The following is a 17696-nucleotide window of genomic DNA, read 5'->3' as shown; positions in this document are numbered from 1 at the left end:
AAAAAGTTTTTAGATTAAAAACTTCATATATTTTATATGGAGAGTTTGATCCTGGCTCAGAGTGAACGCTGGCGGCGTGCCTAATACATGCAAGTCGAACGGACAAGTACTAGCTTGCTAGTATGCGTTAGTGGCGCACGGGTGAGTAATGTATAGCTAATCTGCCCTACACTGGGGGACAACAGTTGGAAACGACTGCTAATACCCCATACTCCACCACAACTCAAGTTGTGTTGGGAAAGTTTTTCGGTGTAGGATGAGGCTATATCGTATCAGCTAGTTGGTGAGGTAATGGCTCACCAAGGCTATGACGCGTAACTGGTCTGAGAGGATGATCAGTCACACTGGAACTGAGACACGGTCCAGACTCCTACGGGAGGCAGCAGTAGGGAATATTGCTCAATGGGGGAAACCCTGAAGCAGCAACGCCGCGTGGAGGATGACACTTTTCGGAGCGTAAACTCCTTTTGTTGGGGAAGAACAATGACGGTACCCAACGAATAAGCACCGGCTAACTCCGTGCCAGCAGCCGCGGTAATACGGAGGGTGCAAGCGTTACTCGGAATCACTGGGCGTAAAGGACGCGTAGGCGGATTATCAAGTCTCTTGTGAAATCCTATGGCTTAACCATAGAACTGCTTGGGAAACTGATAATCTAGAGTGAGGGAGAGGCAGATGGAATTCTTGGTGTAGGGGTAAAATCCGTAGAGATCAAGAAGAACACCCATTGCGAAGGCGATCTGCTAGAACTCAACTGACGCTAAGGCGTGAAAGCGTGGGGAGCAAACAGGATTAGATACCCTGGTAGTCCACGCCCTAAACGATGTATACTAGTTGTTGCTTTGCTAGTCAAGGCAGTAATGCACCTAACGGATTAAGTATACCGCCTGGGGAGTACGGTCGCAAGATTAAAACTCAAAGGAATAGACGGGGACCCGCACAAGCGGTGGAGCATGTGGTTTAATTCGAAGATACGCGAAGAACCTTACCTAGGCTTGATATCCAAGAAATCCTGTAGAGATACGGGAGTGCTAGCTTGCTAGAATCTTGAGACAGGTGCTGCACGGCTGTCGTCAGCTCGTGTCGTGAGATGTTGGGTTAAGTCCCGCAACGAGCGCAACCCACGTCATTAGTTGCTAACAGTTAGGCTGAGCACTCTAATGAGACTGCCTTCGCAAGGAGGAGGAAGGTGTGGACGACGTCAAGTCATCATGGCCCTTATGCCTAGGGCGACACACGTGCTACAATGGCATATACAATGAGACGCAATACCGCGAGGTGGAGCAAATCTATAAAATATGTCCCAGTTCGGATTGTTCTCTGCAACTCGAGAGCATGAAGCCGGAATCGCTAGTAATCGTAGATCAGCCATGCTACGGTGAATACGTTCCCGGGTCTTGTACTCACCGCCCGTCACACCATGGGAGTTGATTTCACTCGAAGCCCAAATACCAAACTGGTTATGGTCCACAGTGGAATCAGCGACTGGGGTGAAGTCGTAACAAGGTAACCGTAGGAGAACCTGCGGTTGGATCACCTCCTTTCTAGAGTACAATAGATATTCTCTCACAAGATATCTATCAAAGGAAAATATCTCAATCATCCTTGTTTAGATTTGAAAGATTGACATTAGACTAACATTACTCACTTACAAAGGCAAAAGCAGAGGCTAAGGCTTTTAGCCTATATCCCTGTTACATACCATTGTTAAGAGTAATTAAATCTTTAATAGCTATTGCTATATTGAAATATTAAATTTATTAGTATTAATACTTAAATAATCTAAAGTATAAAGCTAAGCTAGTAGAGTGTGAGCTTTGTGAATGTAAAAGTAAAAATAGGTAGGATAAATAAAATAACTTATTACACCTATTTTACAATATATCATTAATCTAGTATGGGTGATATACTATACATAGATAAAGGCATTGTCCTAGCTAAGTTATATTTTTAGTTTCTAGTATAATGTAAATATAATAGCAAGTAGCTTTTTATATTTATGTTTTTACTGTCTTAGCTATTTATTGTGGCAATATGTGTTAAATTTAGCTATATTGCTATTATAGTTATTTTTAGTTATTACTGTTTAATGGGGAATTAGCTCAGCTAGTAGAGTGTGAGCTTTGCACATAAAAAAGCAAACTGCTTTGCTTTTTTGGATATATCGTTGTGAGCGTAAGCGAACCGATATAGACACTGCGTGCATAAAGGCTTAGCTAATTGTCTGTTGTTTTTTTGTTTGGGGGAATTAGCTCAGCTGGGAGAGTGTGAGCTTTGCACATAAAAAAGCAAACTGCTTTGCTTTTTTGTATGTATCGTTGTGAGCGTAAGCGAACCGATACAGACACTGCGTGCATAAAGGCTTAGCTAATTGTCTGTTGTTTTTTTGTTTGGGGAATTAGCTCAGCTGGGAGAGCGCCTGCTTTGCACGCAGGAGGTCAGCGGTTCGATCCCGCTATTCTCCACCATCAAATTTAAAAGCCATCATCTTTAAAGCAAAAAAGCCTTTTAAAGATGCTTACAAACTGCACAATATTTATATTATAGTTAAGCCATAAGCCAAAGGCTTAGCTAAGCTTCATAAGGGCCTATAGCTCAGCTGGTTAGAGTGCACCCCTGATAAGGGTGAGGTCACAAGTTCAAGTCTTGTTAGGCCCACCATGATTTCCTCTTATGATTTTTTGCCTTGTTGCTTCTTTGCTTTTAGGGTTACTTAATATAGTATTTATATGAATTATTTAAATTTAATGATTTTATATAAATTAAAATTATCTACATTAGTGTTTTTGTGTAAGTATGTCTTATAAAGCTGTATTATAAGATATTATAGTATTTTAGGTTATCTAGATTATCTTAGGTATATATCATTTACCTTTGGCTTTTTTAAAAGATAGCGTTATTTTTTAATTACAAATTCTAATTAACTGCACAAGCCCAACTTCACCATACTCCACTATTTGTATAAATAGCTTTTAGCATATTAGCATTGACTAATATTACAAAGCAATGTCATCATGATTTTTAATTTTATAAAGCTTGGTGTAAAAACCTAAAAACACTCTTAGACTAAGTTTAGTATGATAGCTACTTTTATACAGTTTTTATTGTATTGTGCAAGATGCCTGTTGATTATAGTTTAATTTTGTTGTATTTAGAAGCTTTGCTTTGTCTACTTATTTAATGTGTATACAATAAATAGTCATCCTGTTAAATTATTAAGTGGTCTATATATTATAAGTCAAAGCAAAGCTTCTTTAGTAAAGCAAAGCTTTTTATAACTCTTTATAGTTTTTTGCTAGATTTTACTAAAGTGAAGCTTTTTGCAACTCTTTACAGTTTTTACAGCTCTTTACTAGGTTTTACTAAAGGAAAACTTCTTTAATAAAGGAAATATTTTACTAAAGGGTGGATTTGTTGAAAAAAATGGGGGGGGGTGAGATAAGCGTTATTTAAATTTAAAAATTATAAAATAACACTTTTAAATTTAGTGTCTAGGCTAGACAATAATAAATTTTAGGTTTTACAATGCAAAATTTCTTATCAAAACACTATTCGCCTCTTATCGTTGTTCCACTAATTGGCGTTTTGAGTGCGTATTATTTCGGGCTTACTGGTGCACTCTTTGCTGTTACTGGTGAGTTTACACGCTGGGGTGGGCATATACTAGCTTTTTTTGGCTTTGACCCCAAAGGTTACACATATCTTAATATAATCGGTTTTAAAGGCGGCGTTTTGGATAGGGGCAGCGGTATAATGATAGTCGGTATGTTTCTAGGTGCATTTGTTGCTGCACTTTTATCAAATAACGTAAAGCTAAGACTTCCAACCTCTGCTCTACGAGTTACTCAGGCTTTAGTGGGTGGTATTTTGGCTGGCTTTGGTGCGAGGCTTGCCATGGGGTGCAATCTGGCAGCATTTTTCACCGGCATTCCGCAATTTAGCCTGCATGCTTGGTATTTTACCGTGGCGACCATTGTTGGTACTTGGGTTGGAGCAAAGATAATAAAAAATAAATTCTTTGCATCAAAAGCAAAATTAGCTAAATGCACATGTGAGTATACCCCACAAAAGCATGAAAAAAGCAGCAAGAATAAAATCCTCCTTATCATAACTATCGTAATAACCGCCCTTATCATGTATGACGTTACGGCTAAAAAAGAGATATTCGCGCTTGTGCTTGTTTTTGGCTTGATGTTTGGCTTTTTGCTGGAAAAAGGGCAAGTGTGCTTTACTTCGGCATTTCGTGATTTGTGGCTAGCTGGCAGAAGCTCTATGGCTGTAGCTATCGTCGTTGCGATGATGATAGGTGCTATCGGGACGTATGCCTTTATAGAGGCTGGAGTGAGCCCTAAAATCCACTGGGCTGGGCTAAATGCGAGTATAGGCGGATTTATATTTGGCATAGGCATAGTCATAGCAGGGGGCTGCGAGACTGGCTGGATGTACCGTGCTGTTGAGGGACAGACGCATTATTGGTTTGTCGGCATCGGAAATGTCATAGGGACTATTTTGCTCGTACTTGTGTGGGATAAAATCGGCTTTTTAGCCACAGACTATCCTAAGATAAATTTAATCAGCGAGCATAAATATTCTGGGCTGATTGCCACATATATCGGACTTGCAGCGATGCTCGGCTTTATACTATGGTACGAAAAGGTCTATTTTAAAAGGATAAAAAATGAAAATTGATTATATTCTTGATCTAAAAGGCGAGCCTTGTCCGTTCCCTGCTATGGCGGCTATTGAGGCGTATGAGAGCATGAAAAATGGCCAAGTGGTACAGATACTTAGCGACTGCCCACAGTCTATAAACTCCGTCCCAGAGGACGCGAAAAAACGAGGGCATGAAGTGCTAAGTATAGAGCAGAGTGGTCCAACTTTTACCTATATTATAAAGTGCGTTAAATGAAAATTTTAAACAAAAGCTTACTTTATGAAATTTTAAAAGATAACTGTATTTTTATCGTTTATCCAAAGCTAGGTATGCACGGTGCTAGCGTACCTGGTGAGCTTGATAAAGAGTGTGCTATGACTGGTTGCTCGGCTCAACTATCTGGGTACAAAAAGCTTATCGATGAGTTTTTAAAGCTAGGCTTTAAGGTGTATGCCGTGGGTACTATTGAGCTAAAAAAGCAAGAAGCGTTTGCGGCTAGCGTGGGTGAGAGCGCGGTGGAATTTATAAGCGACGAGGATTTTTTGCTAGAGCGAGAATTTGGCGCGGCTGCATTTGTTACAAATTCTGGATTTAAGTTTTATTTTAGACAAAATTTAATCTTTTGCGATAAAAAATTAATATTTAATCAGATGGTAAAAGATGTCGAAAATGACGCGCGCAATACGTTAGAGTATGTCAAGAAAATATAAAATTTTACTTTTGGCTAGCGCCTGCCTTACATCTTTTGGTCGAGGGCTGCTTGGCTTTGATGATGTGTTTTTTGACGATGATGAATTTATCTTAACGGCACTATTTGGTGATTGCGCTTTGGTTAATGAGCAGTGGTACTGCGTCGGCGATAACGTGCTTGGCTCTAAATTTATCTCAATAAATAAAAGCAGCATAATGCTAGATAATGGCTCAAAGAGATTTTTGGTGTATCTTAAAAAGAGTGCTCTTAATAGATGAAATTTCGAATTTGTTACATCAAAGACGGCAAGAAATTTGAAATTTTACGCGAAGCTAAAAGCCTAGATGAGCTAAAGACAGACGACCTTGGAGTGGTTGTCAGGATTAGTAAGGCATTTGCTTTTCCTAGATTTAGCTTCGAATTTGTCGATATTGGCTCTTTATCCGTCGCATTTTTGCAGCTTTCTTTGCTCTTAGAGGCTGGCGTAAATATAAGCGTGGCTCTTGATGATGTAGCCAACTCAAGCAATAATCAAAATATCAAAAAGATATTCACAAAAGTTCACAATGACGTACTTTTAGGACTTTCTTTAACAAAAAGTTTTGAAAAATTTAAATCCAAAATAGGCACTGTCTCGCTTGCGTTTATTGCCATGGGCGAAAGTAGCGGAAAGCTTGCTAGTAGCCTAAAAAGTCTATCCGAAGTTCTGAAAAATCAGCAAATTTCACGCACTAAGCTTCGCAAGGCCAGCACCTATCCAGCCATAGTTTTTATCGGTATTATTGTGGCGTTTTTTATCCTTTGCGGATTTATTGTCCCGCAATTTGCGCAAATTTTTTCTGACATGGGCGCAAATTTACCACTGATTACAAGAGTTTTGTTGGCTATTTACGATTTTGTTAGTACATACGGCTTATTCGTGTTTCTTTTGGTGTTTGCTTTAATGTTCGTCATGCTTAGATTTTATAGCTCAAACAGTAATTTTAGGCTATCGTTTGATAAATTTATGCTAAAAATTTTTCTAATAAATAAAATTATAAAATATTCATCCTTGTCGCTATTTTGCTTTATCTTAAGCGAGCTTATTGACTCTGGCATGCCCTTAATCGACGCTATTAAGCAAGCGGCAAATAGTGTAAAAAATGAATATTTAAAGCAGAAGCTAGATGATATTGGCTTTATGATTTGTAGTGGAGTTGACTTAAAAAGCTCGTTTGAAAGGGCTGAAATATTTGACAAGACTTCGATATGGCTTATCTCGACCTCCGTTCAGACGGGGAAATTTGCCAAAGCCCTCTTAAATGTGCATAAATATTATTTTGATAGATTTAATAATACCAGCGAAAATATTCAAATGTATATCGAACCATTCCTTTTATTGTGCGTTGGTGGCATGGTTCTTGTCCTTGCTTTGGGGGTTTTGATGCCTGTTTGGGATATGACAAGTACAATTTCTTTCTAACCCCCCCCCCATTCCCCCAACTTTCTAAGCTTTTCTTAAGCAACTCTCTTATATAATTCCAGCTCACGATTTGAGAAACCACCTTTAACTTTCTAACAGTTAATAAAGCTTTTCTTTTACATTATATTATTATCCTTTCTAAAACAAACTTGTTTTTGTCTTTAGAAGCGATGTAGTTATTTATGTTGTAAATCGTTGTTCTTTAATTTATTAATGTTAAGAGTCACAAGCAAGTTTTAATAAAAAACAATTTTACAGGACTTGTTAAAGACTTAAGATTTTATCTTTTTTCACTTTATATACTAATAAAGTTTAGTATTTAAAGTAGAAGTTTAACATCACAACTAAATTAGGATTTAAAACTTATCTAATTTAGTGTTAATGCTTTCCGTCTTGAAAGATAAAAGATTAAGTATCGTAAGATTAAATTTAATCAAGCATTAAATTGAAATTACCTTTAGCAAGGAAGTGATGCGAATTAGAATATTAATATTCTGCCTATTAATTACTTTAACATAATTATTAGGTATAAAAAAGGTAAGCTACTAAGAGTGAATGGTGGATGCCTTGGCTAGTAGAGGCGATGAAGGACGTACTAGACTGCGATAAGCTACGGGGAGCTGTCAAGAAGCTTTGATCCGTAGATTTCCGAATGGGGCAACCCAGTATATAGAGATATATACTACCGCAATGCGGGGCGAACTTGGGGAATTGAAACATCTTAGTACCCAAAGGAAGAGAAATCAATAGAGATTACGTCAGTAGCGGCGAGCGAAAGCGTAAGAGGGCAAACCTAGTGCTTGCACTAGGGGTTGTAGGACTGCAATATAGACTAAATGATGATAGCAGAATAATCTGGAAAGATTAACTATAAAGGGTGATAGTCCCGTATGCGAAATCTGATTTTTACTTAGCAGTATCCTGAGTAGGGCGAGACACGTGAAATCTTGTCTGAAGCTGGGAAGACCACTTTCCAACCCTAAATACTACTACTAGACCGATAGCGAACAAGTACCGTGAGGGAAAGGTGAAAAGAACTGAGGTGATCAGAGTGAAATAGAACCTGAAACCATTTACTTACAATCATTCAGAGCCCTATGATTTATCAGGGTGATGGACTGCCTTTTGCATAATGAGCCTGCGAGTTGTGGTGTCTGGCGAGGTTAAGGAAACCCGGAGCCGTAGCGAAAGCGAGTCTTAATAGGGCGATTAGTCAGATGCTGCAGACCCGAAACGAAGTGATCTATCCATGAGCAGGTTGAAGCTGGTGTAAGAACCAGTGGAGGACCGAACCCGCTAGCGTTGAAAAGCTATGGGATGACTTGTGGATAGGGGTGAAAGGCCAATCAAACTTCGTGATAGCTGGTTCTCTCCGAAATATATTTAGGTATAGCGTTGTGTCGTAATATAAGGGGGTAGAGCACTGAATGGGCTAGGGCATACACCAATGTACCAAACCCTATCAAACTCCGAATACCTTATATGTAATCACAGCAGTCAGGCGGCGAGTGATAAAATCCGTCGTCGAGAGGGGAACAACCCAGACTAACAGCTAAGGTCCCTAAATCTCATTTAAGTGGAAAACGATGTGAAGTTACTGAAACAACCAGGAGGTTGGCTTAGAAGCAGCCATCCTTTAAAGAAAGCGTAATAGCTCACTGGTCTAGTGATTTTGCGCGGAAAATATAACGGGGCTAAAATGAGTACCGAAGCTTTAGACTTGTCTATGACTATTCAGACTAGCTCGTCTTTTAAGTGTCTTTAAATGAGCTTGAAATTTTACTCAGTTACATACTTTATGTATGCTACTTCGTAAAATTCCATTGCAACATTTAAATCCATTTTAAAATACTTCGCTTTCTTTGTTAAAAGATAGTAGAGTTTTTAAATGGTAAGATTAAATTTAAAGATAAAATAAAATATGAGTATAAAAAGTCTTAATAGTCATAGACAAGTGGTAGGAGAGCGTCCTATTCAGCGTTGAAGGTGTACCGGTAAGGAGCGCTGGAGCGGATAGGAGTGAGCATGCAGGCATGAGTAGCGATAATTGGGGTGAGAATCCCCAACGCCGTAAACCCAAGGTTTCCTACGCGATGCTCGTCATCGTAGGGTTAGTCGGGTCCTAAGCAAAGTCCGAAAGGGGTATGCGATGGCAAATTGGTTAATATTCCAATACCAACACTATTGTGCGATGGAAGGACGCTTAGGGCTAAGAGAGCTAGCTGATGGAAGTGCTAGTCTAAGGATGTAGGTTGAATTATAGGCAAATCCGTAATTCTTTATCCGAGATCTGAAAGGCTCACAAAACTCTTCGGAGTAGCGTGAGAATCTCTGATGCCGTCGAGCCAAGAAAAGTTTCTAAGTTTAGATAGTGTTGCCCGTACCGTAAACCGACACAGGTGGGTGGGATGAGTATTCTAAGGCGCGTGGAAGAACTCTCTTTAAGGAACTCTGCAAAATAGCACCGTATCTTCGGTATAAGGTGTGCCTAACCAGGTGTATGGATTTACTCCAAAAGCCAGGAAGGTTACAACAAAGAGTCCCTCCCGACTGTTTACCAAAAACACAGCACTCTGCTAACTCGTAAGAGGATGTATAGGGTGTGACGCCTGCCCGGTGCTCGAAGGTTAATTGATGGGGTTAGCGTAAGCGAAGCTCTTGATCGAAGCCCGAGTAAACGGCGGCCGTAACTATAACGGTCCTAAGGTAGCGAAATTCCTTGTCGGTTAAATACCGACCTGCATGAATGGCGTAACGAGATGGGAGCTGTCTCAAAGAGGGATCCAGTGAAATTGTAGTGGAGGTGAAAATTCCTCCTACCCGCGGCAAGACGGAAAGACCCCGTGGACCTTTACTACAGCTTGATACTGCTATTGGGATAAAGATGTGCAGGATAGGTGGGAGGCTTTGAGTATATGACGCCAGTTGTATATGAGCCGTTGTTGAGATACCACTCTTTTTTATTCTGATAGCTAACTAGCCTGAGTTATCCTCAGGTAGGACAATGTCTGGTGGGTAGTTTGACTGGGGCGGTCGCCTCCCAAAATGTAACGGAGGCTTACAAAGGTTGGCTCATGTCGGTTGGAAATCGACAGCAGAGTATAAAGGCAAAAGCCAGCTTAACTGCGAGACATACAGGTCGAGCAGGGACGAAAGTCGGTCTTAGTGATCCGGTGGTTCTGTGTGGAAGGGCCATCGCTCAAAGGATAAAAGGTACCCCGGGGATAACAGGCTGATCTCCCCCAAGAGCTCACATCGACGGGGAGGTTTGGCACCTCGATGTCGGCTCATCGCATCCTGGGGCTGGAGCAGGTCCCAAGGGTATGGCTGTTCGCCATTTAAAGCGGTACGCGAGCTGGGTTCAGAACGTCGTGAGACAGTTCGGTCCCTATCTGCCGTGGGCGTAAGAAGATTGAGGAGATTTGACCCTAGTACGAGAGGACCGGGTTGAACGAACCACTGGTGTAGCTGTTGTTCTGCCAAGAGCACCGCAGCGTAGCTAAGTTCGGATGTGATAAGAGCTGAAAGCATCTAAGCTCGAAGCCAACTCCAAGATGAATCTTCTTTTAAGAGCTCAGAAAGACTATCTGTTTGATAGGCTGGGTGTGTAAGTGATGAAAGTCATTTAGCTGACCAGTACTAATAGCTCGTTTGCTTATCTTAAATAAGCATCACTTCCTTGTTAAGGGTAATTTTTACTTGCTCTTTTTCCGTTATGCGTCGTTGGACTGCATTCGAAACTTCGGTCATTACCTATTTGGTAACTCCCTTGTTTCTCATTTGTCCGCCTAGCCTAACGAAAAAAAGCTACGTAAAAACAGATCCTAAAACAAGAAAAGTAAAATAAAACTTTTTATTAAAGCGAAGCTTCTTTAAAACAAAGCTTTTAAACTTGTCTCTTAACATTTAACACAAATAGCGTTAATCAGTGTATCTTTAAAAGATATATTGCTTAACGCTGTCCGTGGCTATACAGACTGGGAAACGCCTTGTACCATCTCGAACCAAGAAGCTAAGCCAGTCATGGCTGATGATACTCTCCCTTACTGGGATGTCGGGAAAGTAAGTCGCTGCGGACTCGTTAATTATTCACTATCTACTTTCTAAAATCTACTTATAAAATTAATTTATGTTTAATAGATTAAATGTAATGGATTAGTTATTGCCTATTAATTGCTATTAGTGTTAATATTCTTTATTTAGTAGCAGGTTATTCCTATGTGTTTATAGTCTTAATAAAACTTATAACTTAACATTCATTAAAGAATTGATACATTGATACATTGATTAAATAAGTAATATAATCTATTGATTATAAAAGTTATCTAGTCATAACATACAAAAATATATAACTAAATAAAAAGAGTCGGTGTAAAAATATGTTTAGAATTTAAATCTTATAAAATATTGGTTATAAGTATAATATTATGATTAAGTTATATATTGCTCTGCTAATTCATTAATCACCTTTTTATCTAGCCTTTACTTATTGTAAAACAAAAACAGAGTGTAAATATCTACCCATAATCTATACCATAATGCTACTACATGTGTATAGCTTTGATAAAAATCAGCAATAACTAAAAATATATAAATTTAAAAACTAAAGCCCATTTATTTAAGTATCTTATAAATTAAACTACTGTTTGGTACTTCACGCATCTTTTAAAAGCATAGAAAGCTTATTAAAAAGCTAGTTGTTTAGTTATAGGCCTTCTAAGCAAATATTACTGCTTTATAAATTTAAAAGACAATCTTTATACAACGTATATGGATTGTTTATTAATAGCTATTATATCGCAAAATAATATACTGGCTAAAGTACAAGAACATGGTAGGCCACATAGTGGCTTAGCAGAGCAACTGCTTACTGTGCGTGTGTTAAGCTTATCTAGTAAAGCAAAGCTTATTTAAAACAAGGCAAAGCCGCAGTTTCTATCAAAACAAGGCAAAGCCGCAGTTTCTTTAAAGCTGCGTATGTGGTCGGCATATGCACAGCTTTAAAGAACTTTGCTTCCCGCATCAATTTATAGCACACCCAAATACAACAAACTTGATATAGGGGAGTATTATTGCTTATGATGTAAGACATATAAAAGTATTTTACTTTACATACTCACTCTTATCCATGCTCTCCAGATTTTATACCAAGCTTTGCTAAGAGCTAAAATAGTACTGACATTATTGCTTTTATAGCGTTAGTAATGCTTTATGCTACCAGTATGAATTAATAATGTTTGGTTTGTAAAATGAGGAGGGGGATTAAATTTGTAATTTAAAAACAATAATATGTTTTTAAAGAGCCTGTATTATAAATTAAATTATAGGGCGATAAAAGTAAAGAAGAGTAAAAGAGTGGAGCTAATGGTGTTTTATGGGGGGGGGATATTATATGGTGTAGGCTTAATCATTGATTTTTAGGTTATAATTAATCTAATATTTATAAAAGGAGGGGAGTATGGAGGTAAAAGGGAATAAGGCACTAATTAAAGATACTCTTTTAAATTTAAACAGCTTGCAAGATAGTGGTGTGGTAGAACGTATGCTTAAAAGCTTTAGTAAAGATTACACTCAAAAAAGTGATGATAAGCGCCTTTGTTATGAGGAGTTTGCCAAGCATCTTTTGGTGCTTAAAAATATCACCACAAAGCTTGAGGTCAATATAGAGGCTATGGCTTGTGATGGCGACGTGGTCTTTACTCATCATACAGTAAGGGTACATAAGCTAAATGCCTAAAAATATAAGCCTAGTAGATATTGTTAAAAATGGCAAGATACTAAGCTGCACGGAGCTTAGTAGAGTGGTTTGTGGGGATAGTGAGGATAAGAGGCTTAGCGGGATAAGCTAGATTTGCTTTTAAATTTAAAAAAGAGAGCAAATTTACTAAATCGTAGGCCAAAGGCTAAAAGATTATCGGTATGAAGTAGAATGACTGGAATATGACAAATAAAGACTATTAAAGGGTAAAAATATTAAATCAAAAAAATTATTATTTAAGCCTTAAAATAAGCTTTGTATAAGTATAATTGGATTAAATTTTTATTAGCAATTTTATCTTAATTACAATGGAGCTACTATGAGAAAGCTAAATTTAGTGACTAAAATTTCACTTTTAGTTGTGTGTGCGCTCGTGCTTGGCTTTGGCATTTTTGCTTATAAAAACTACACAAATATCCATGAAAGTGTCTTTGATATAGTCATTGGCTCCAAAGAGCGAGAGACCAGTACTGCCACAAAAGCAGTGGATAATTACATAAATGACTCACTAAGCACCCTTAAGAGTATAGGCGAAGTGGTAAAATCCCTAGGCGACATGCCAGATACTGAGGTAGGACCACTGCTCGCTAAGATTTTTAAGACCACGTGGTTTGACTCCATCTATGTGGGATACGCCAAAGACGGCAGGCTTATAGGGTTGGATAAGGGTAATGATGAGATCTTTTATCTTAATAAAATTAAAAACGACTATGACGCTAGGATTCGACCGTGGTATATCGCCGCTAGCAGTTTAAAGACCCCAGGCGTCGCTGAGCCATACGAGGATCACACTACCCACAAATTTACCGTGGGGCTTTATGCGCCTATTTATGAGGGAGACGAGCTTAAATTTGTTGTAGGGGCGAATATATTTTTGGATACTTTGCGCAGTGATATGTCCGCGCTTTACGATCAGAAAAATGGCGAAAGCAGGCTATTTATCATCACGCCAAAAGCGAATTTAATAATGCACACAGATCCAAATATGGTAATGATTGACAAGCCTGCTGTAAAAGAGGTTGTGGGCAATTTGCTTAAATTTTACGAGCAAAATAGTAACAAGCCATATTATTATGGTTTGAGCAAGCACCAAAATATCGCCCTTTGTGATAGGATAGAGCAGGGCTGGCTGGTGTGCTATGCGGGCGGGCTTGAGAGCTTTAGCAAAAAGATAGATAGTATCTCTAAAAATCAGATAATCTACTCTATTATATTTGTTATTATTATGATAGCTATTTTGGTGGGAGCTATTAAATGGCAGTTGCGCCCTCTTGATGCGATAAAGGCTCAGATTTCCGATTTTTTCAGCTTTTTAAACTACCAAAGCCAAAGCGCGACCATAAGTAACATATCCACAAGGGACGAATTTGGCGAAATAGGACAGATGATAAATGAAAACATACAAAACATAGAGCAAAATTTAAAAGACGAGGCGGCGTTTATTAAAAGCGCCGAAATCTTTGCTAATAGAATAAAAGATGGCGAATTTGACGCTAGTATAGACGCCAGTAGCAAAAACCCAGCTTTAAATAGCCTAAAAGACACCCTTACGCGCCTTTCTGCATCACTTCAAGAAAATATAGGCAAAAGCTCAAATGAAATTCTATCCTTGCTTGATGATTTTAAGGCTAGAGATTTTACCAAAAGTCTCTCAGATAGCGGCAAAATCGCAAGTGGAGTAAATTTGCTGGGCGAGCAGATAGCTTCCATTTTAAAAGAAAATTTAAACCAAGCAAACCTGCTTAACAAAAAATCCATAATCTTAAAAGAAGCAGTTGGTACTCTTAATAAAAGCGCCAGCGACCAAGCCGCGGCTCTTAATGAAAGCGCAACTGCAATAGAGCAGATGAACGGCGCTATGCATAGCATATCTGTAAAAGCCGATGAAGTCATACGCCAAAGCGATGATATAAAAAACGTCATTACGATTATTAGAGACATAGCAGACCAGACAAATTTACTTGCTCTAAATGCAGCCATAGAAGCCGCTAGAGCAGGCGAGCATGGCAGGGGGTTTGCTGTAGTGGCTGATGAAGTCAGAAAGCTAGCAGAGCGCACCCAAAAAAGCTTGAGCGAAATAGAGGCAAACGCAAATATCCTAACCCAGTCCATAAACGAGATGAGCTCTAGTATACAAGAGCAAACTGGCGGCATATCGCAGGTAAATGAGTCTATCGTAAATATCGACAATATCACAAAGCAAAATCTGCAAATCGCAAATGATACAAATACCGTTACCTCCGAAGTCGAAGCGATGGCGGCGCAGATAGTAAAAGAGGCGAGCAAGAATAAATTCTAACACTTTTTGTCTATTTTGGTTTTTGGGGATTGGCTGGCAAGTCCTATTTTGGGGCTTGCTCGTGCCTTAAGGCTTGCGGAAGGTTAAAAATTTAATCGTTTAAAAGTTATTGCTTTTAATTACAAATTTAAGCCATTTTGCAAAATATAAAATTTGTGGAAGCGTACTTATGGTTCAGTCTTAGCAAGCCTTCTGCTTAGCTTGCGCACTCTAAGCGAGGATATGACCTGTGATATGAGAGATTAATAAGCTGCTAATATGTGTGGCTAGGACTTGTCTTTTAAATTTTTAAAGCAGTAGCATTGATTAAAAGAGCCAAACATTTTTGCATAGTGTAGTTTAAAAGTGGCTTTTGCTATTAGTTTTGCATTTGATATAGTTAAAGCTAAGCTAAATTTACAGAATGTTTAACAAATGGCACTATAATTCATAAACAATAATTTTTATTATTTAAAATTTATTCTTTTAAGGAGATTATATGAAACTTACAACCACTTCAGGCAACCCAATCGCCGATAACCAAAACGCCCTAACAGCAGGTGAGCGTGGCGGCGTGATGCTACAAGATTATCAGCTAATCGAAAAGCTAGCCCACCAAAACAGAGAGCGGATCCCAGAACGAACGGTGCATGCAAAGGGTAGCGCAGCTTATGGCGTGCTAGAAATCACACATGATATTAGCCGTTACACAAAGGCAAAAGTCCTGCAAAAAGGCGAGAAAACAAGGCTGATTTTACGCTTTAGCACCGTCGCTGGCGAGGCAGGTGCGGCTGATGCAGAGCGCGATGTCAGGGGCTTTGCGATCAAATTTTACACTCGCGAGGGCAACTGGGACTTAGTCGGCAACAACACGCCAGTATTTTTCTTAAAAGACCCTTATAAATTCCCAGACTTTATCCACACGCAAAAGCGAAATCCACGCTCCCACCTACGCTCAAACGAAGCCGCCTGGGATTTTTGGAGCCTAAGCCCAGAGACACTTCACCAAGTAACAATCCTAATGAGTGACCGCGGCATACCAGCGAGCTATAGGCAGATGAACGGCTATGGCAGCCACACTTATAGCCTGATAAACGAGGCTGGGGAGCGATTTTGGGTGAAGTTTCACTTTAAAACTCGCCAAGGTATCAAAACCCTAACAAACGACGAGGCAGCCACCATAATCGCCGCTGATAGGGAGAGCCACCAGCGTGATTTATACGAAAATATCGAGGCTGGCAACTTCCCAAGCTGGGATATGAAAATCCAAATAATGACCGATGAGCAAGCCAAAAAGCTGCCTTATAGTCCGTTTGACCTGACTAAAGTCTGGAGCCACGCAGACTTCCCGCTCATCGACGTGGGCGTGCTGACGCTAAATGAAAACCCAAAAAATTACTTTAACGAAGTCGAACAAGCCGCCTTTAGCCCGTCAAACATCGTCCCAGGCATAGGCTTTAGCCCTGATAGAATGCTGCAGGCTCGAATTTTTAGCTACCCAGACGCACAGCGCTACCGCATAGGCACGCACTACGCACAGCTAAGCGTCAATCGCCCGATAAGCGAAGTTGGCACCTACACTTTGGGCGGAGCGATGAATGACGGCAGCTACGATGTGAGCGCACAGGCGTACTATGAGCCAAACAGCTTTGGCGGAGCGAAGGAGGCTCCTGAGTTTAGCGAGCCAGCCCTGGAGCTAAGCGGCGAGATGAAGCGCTACAATCACCGAGAGCTAGACGATGATTACTACAGCCAGCCACGCGCTTTGTTTGGCATTATGAATGAAGCCCAAAAGCAGCAGCTTTTTAGCAATATCGCCCAGAGTATGGCGGGCGTGAGTGAGTTTATTATCGAGCGAGCGTTGGGGCATTTTGAGAAAATTAGTCCAGAGTATGCGGCTGGAGTAAGAGCGGCTTTGGGACGCTAATTTCTTAGCAAAAGTCAGCTTGTCTCGCTTCGCTATGCGTCGTTGAATTTTAAATTCACTCAGTCACATACTTTATGTATGCTCCTATCGTGAATTTAAAATCCGCCTTGCCTAGCTTTGCGATACTTCGCATATAGCCAGTCAATGCGGAGTAGTCGCCAGCCGTCGCGATTTAAAAATTTGACGCAGGCAAATTTTTAAATATCAGCGACCCATTGCACGTGTGGGGGATAGATTGTTAAGAAAGGGGGCGACTTCGTAATTCAAACCCCTTTCCCCCTAGCGTAAAAAATAAAAGCTATAACGTTAAATAAACTTAGCCTTTGACGCAAAAATAAATTTAAACCCAAACAAACCAAAGCCCTTTGGGTTTAAAATTTAAGGAAAGAAAATGACTTATGACGAATACAAATCAGCAGCCAAAAAATCCAAAGACGCCGAGCTTGCGCGCTATGATGAGCTTTGTTTGATGGCGCTTGATTTTGCTAGGCAAGATAGGGTGGATGAGCTAGCAAAGATGCTAGACGCTGGGCTTAGTGTAAATTTAAAATCGCACAAGGGCGACACGCTTTTAATGCTAGCTAGCTATAACGATAGCCTGTCTGTGGTACGTCTTTTGCTCGCTCGTGGTGCTACGGTCGATGAGCGAAACGACAGGGGGCAGACGCCGCTTGCTGGGGCTGCTTTTAAGGGGCATTTGGCGGTGGTTAAGGCTTTGGTAGAAGCTGGGGCGGATGTGAATGCAAATAATGGCATGGGTGCGACGCCGCTTAGCTTTGCTGTGATGTTTGGTAGGGGTGAAGTTGCCAAATATCTAAAATCTCAATCCGCAAAAAGCGGAATAATCTCAAAAATTTTATCTACTTTTGTTAGGATTTTTAGGTTTATTTTTGGCAAAGGCGTACGATGAGTTTTAAATTTATAAT

General features: G+C 39.8%; 9 protein-coding genes, 2 tRNA genes and 3 rRNA genes. All 14 read left to right on the top strand.

Annotated features, from left to right (window positions below; genetic code table 11):
- Window positions 1-33 precede the first annotated feature (33 nt).
- The 14 genes from LBC_RS08450 (at window position 34) to LBC_RS08385 (ending at window position 17680) form a co-directional block, all read left to right on the top strand.
- Window positions 34-1544, top strand: a 16S ribosomal RNA gene (locus LBC_RS08450).
- Between the two features lie 848 nt (window positions 1545-2392).
- Window positions 2393-2468: transfer RNA gene (locus tag LBC_RS08445), tRNA-Ala, on the top strand.
- Between the two features lie 116 nt (window positions 2469-2584).
- A tRNA-Ile gene (locus LBC_RS08440) sits at window positions 2585-2661 on the top strand.
- Between the two features lie 864 nt (window positions 2662-3525).
- Window positions 3526-4689: a selenium metabolism membrane protein YedE/FdhT gene (gene yedE / locus LBC_RS08435; protein ID WP_221253993.1), complete on the top strand. Its 1164-nt coding sequence runs from the start codon at window positions 3526-3528 to the stop codon at window positions 4687-4689.
- Window positions 4679-4909 carry a sulfurtransferase-like selenium metabolism protein YedF gene (gene yedF, locus LBC_RS08430; protein ID WP_221253992.1) on the top strand — a complete coding sequence of 77 codons (231 nt, stop codon included), beginning with the start codon at window positions 4679-4681 and terminating at the stop codon, window positions 4907-4909. Before yedE ends, yedF begins: the two co-directional genes overlap by 11 nt.
- Window positions 4906-5364: a hypothetical protein gene (locus LBC_RS08425; protein ID WP_221253991.1), complete on the top strand. Its 459-nt coding sequence runs from the start codon at window positions 4906-4908 to the stop codon at window positions 5362-5364. Before yedF ends, LBC_RS08425 begins: the two co-directional genes overlap by 4 nt.
- On the top strand, window positions 5348-5623 hold the full coding sequence (locus tag LBC_RS08420) for a hypothetical protein (RefSeq protein WP_221253990.1): 276 nt from the start codon (window positions 5348-5350) through the stop codon (window positions 5621-5623). Before LBC_RS08425 ends, LBC_RS08420 begins: the two co-directional genes overlap by 17 nt.
- On the top strand, window positions 5620-6807 hold the full coding sequence (locus tag LBC_RS08415; RefSeq protein ID WP_221253989.1) for a type II secretion system F family protein: 1188 nt from the start codon (window positions 5620-5622) through the stop codon (window positions 6805-6807). The genes LBC_RS08420 and LBC_RS08415 overlap by 4 nt, the downstream gene beginning before the upstream one ends.
- A 535-nt stretch (window positions 6808-7342) precedes the next feature.
- Window positions 7343-10470: ribosomal RNA gene (locus LBC_RS08410) — 23S ribosomal RNA — on the top strand.
- 297 nt (window positions 10471-10767) lie between these two features.
- Window positions 10768-10886: ribosomal RNA gene (gene rrf, locus LBC_RS08405) — 5S ribosomal RNA — on the top strand.
- Window positions 10887-12265: 1379 nt separating this feature from the next.
- A complete protein-coding gene (locus LBC_RS08400) occupies window positions 12266-12544 on the top strand; it encodes a hypothetical protein (protein WP_221253988.1) in 279 nt (92 codons plus the stop codon).
- 340 nt (window positions 12545-12884) lie between these two features.
- Complete coding sequence (locus LBC_RS08395) at window positions 12885-14864, top strand: methyl-accepting chemotaxis protein (protein WP_221253987.1); 1980 nt, start codon at window positions 12885-12887, stop codon at window positions 14862-14864.
- Between the two features lie 478 nt (window positions 14865-15342).
- A complete protein-coding gene (locus tag LBC_RS08390; protein ID WP_221253986.1) occupies window positions 15343-16770 on the top strand; it encodes a catalase in 1428 nt (475 codons plus the stop codon).
- 391 nt (window positions 16771-17161) lie between these two features.
- Window positions 17162-17680 (top strand): ankyrin repeat domain-containing protein, encoded by a 519-nt coding sequence (locus tag LBC_RS08385; protein WP_221253985.1) that lies wholly within the window; start codon window positions 17162-17164, stop codon window positions 17678-17680.
- Window positions 17681-17696: the final 16 nt, after the last annotated feature.

The organism is Campylobacter sp. 19-13652, from assembly GCF_019702925.1.
Lineage (GTDB): Bacteria > Campylobacterota > Campylobacteria > Campylobacterales > Campylobacteraceae > Campylobacter_A.
The sequence above is the reverse complement of the archived record's forward strand: the minus strand, read 5'-3'. Positions and strand labels throughout refer to the sequence as shown.